Consider the following 450-nt stretch of genomic DNA (forward strand, 5'->3'; position numbering starts at 1 on the left):
GCGAGTCAGCCGCTTGTTGTGCCGCAGATTGGCGAACACCGGCTCCACCGTGCCGATGCGCTGGCTGTAGAGCTGCCTGCCACGCGGTGAATCGATGGCCTGGCGCATGCGCTCACTCGGGTGGCTGGGGTCTGGGGCCTTGGGCAGGAAGCGGCTGACTTGGCGGCCACGTGCCAGCGGAGTCTGGTCATCACGCCCTCGAGTCTTGATGCACTTGGAGCGCAGTGCACAGCCGTTGCAGTCCGTCGTCTTGGCGATGTAGGTCTGGTAAGGCTGGCCACTCGCGGTGATGTGGATGCGCCCGCTGCTGATCAAAACCTGGCCTGCCGGGCACGTGGCGGTGTTGTCCTCGTCGTTGAAGTTGAAGTCCTTTGGCCGGAAGAACTTGATCTCTGCGGCCTCGCTGCTGACCTTCTTCTCCGACAAGGGGTCAGGCTTTGCCTTGTGCTT

1 protein-coding gene is annotated in these 450 nt (G+C 63.1%); it reads right to left on the reverse strand.

The features are described 5' to 3' along the window. The coding region (locus tag LNV28_RS25000; protein WP_263569077.1) for a transposase at positions 1–426 on the reverse strand (426 nt) is incomplete at its 3' end. Positions 427–450 lie beyond the last annotated feature (24 nt).

The sequence above is a fragment of the Paucibacter sp. DJ2R-2 genome (assembly GCF_025717675.1).
Classification (GTDB): Bacteria; Pseudomonadota; Gammaproteobacteria; order Burkholderiales; family Burkholderiaceae_C; genus Paucibacter_A.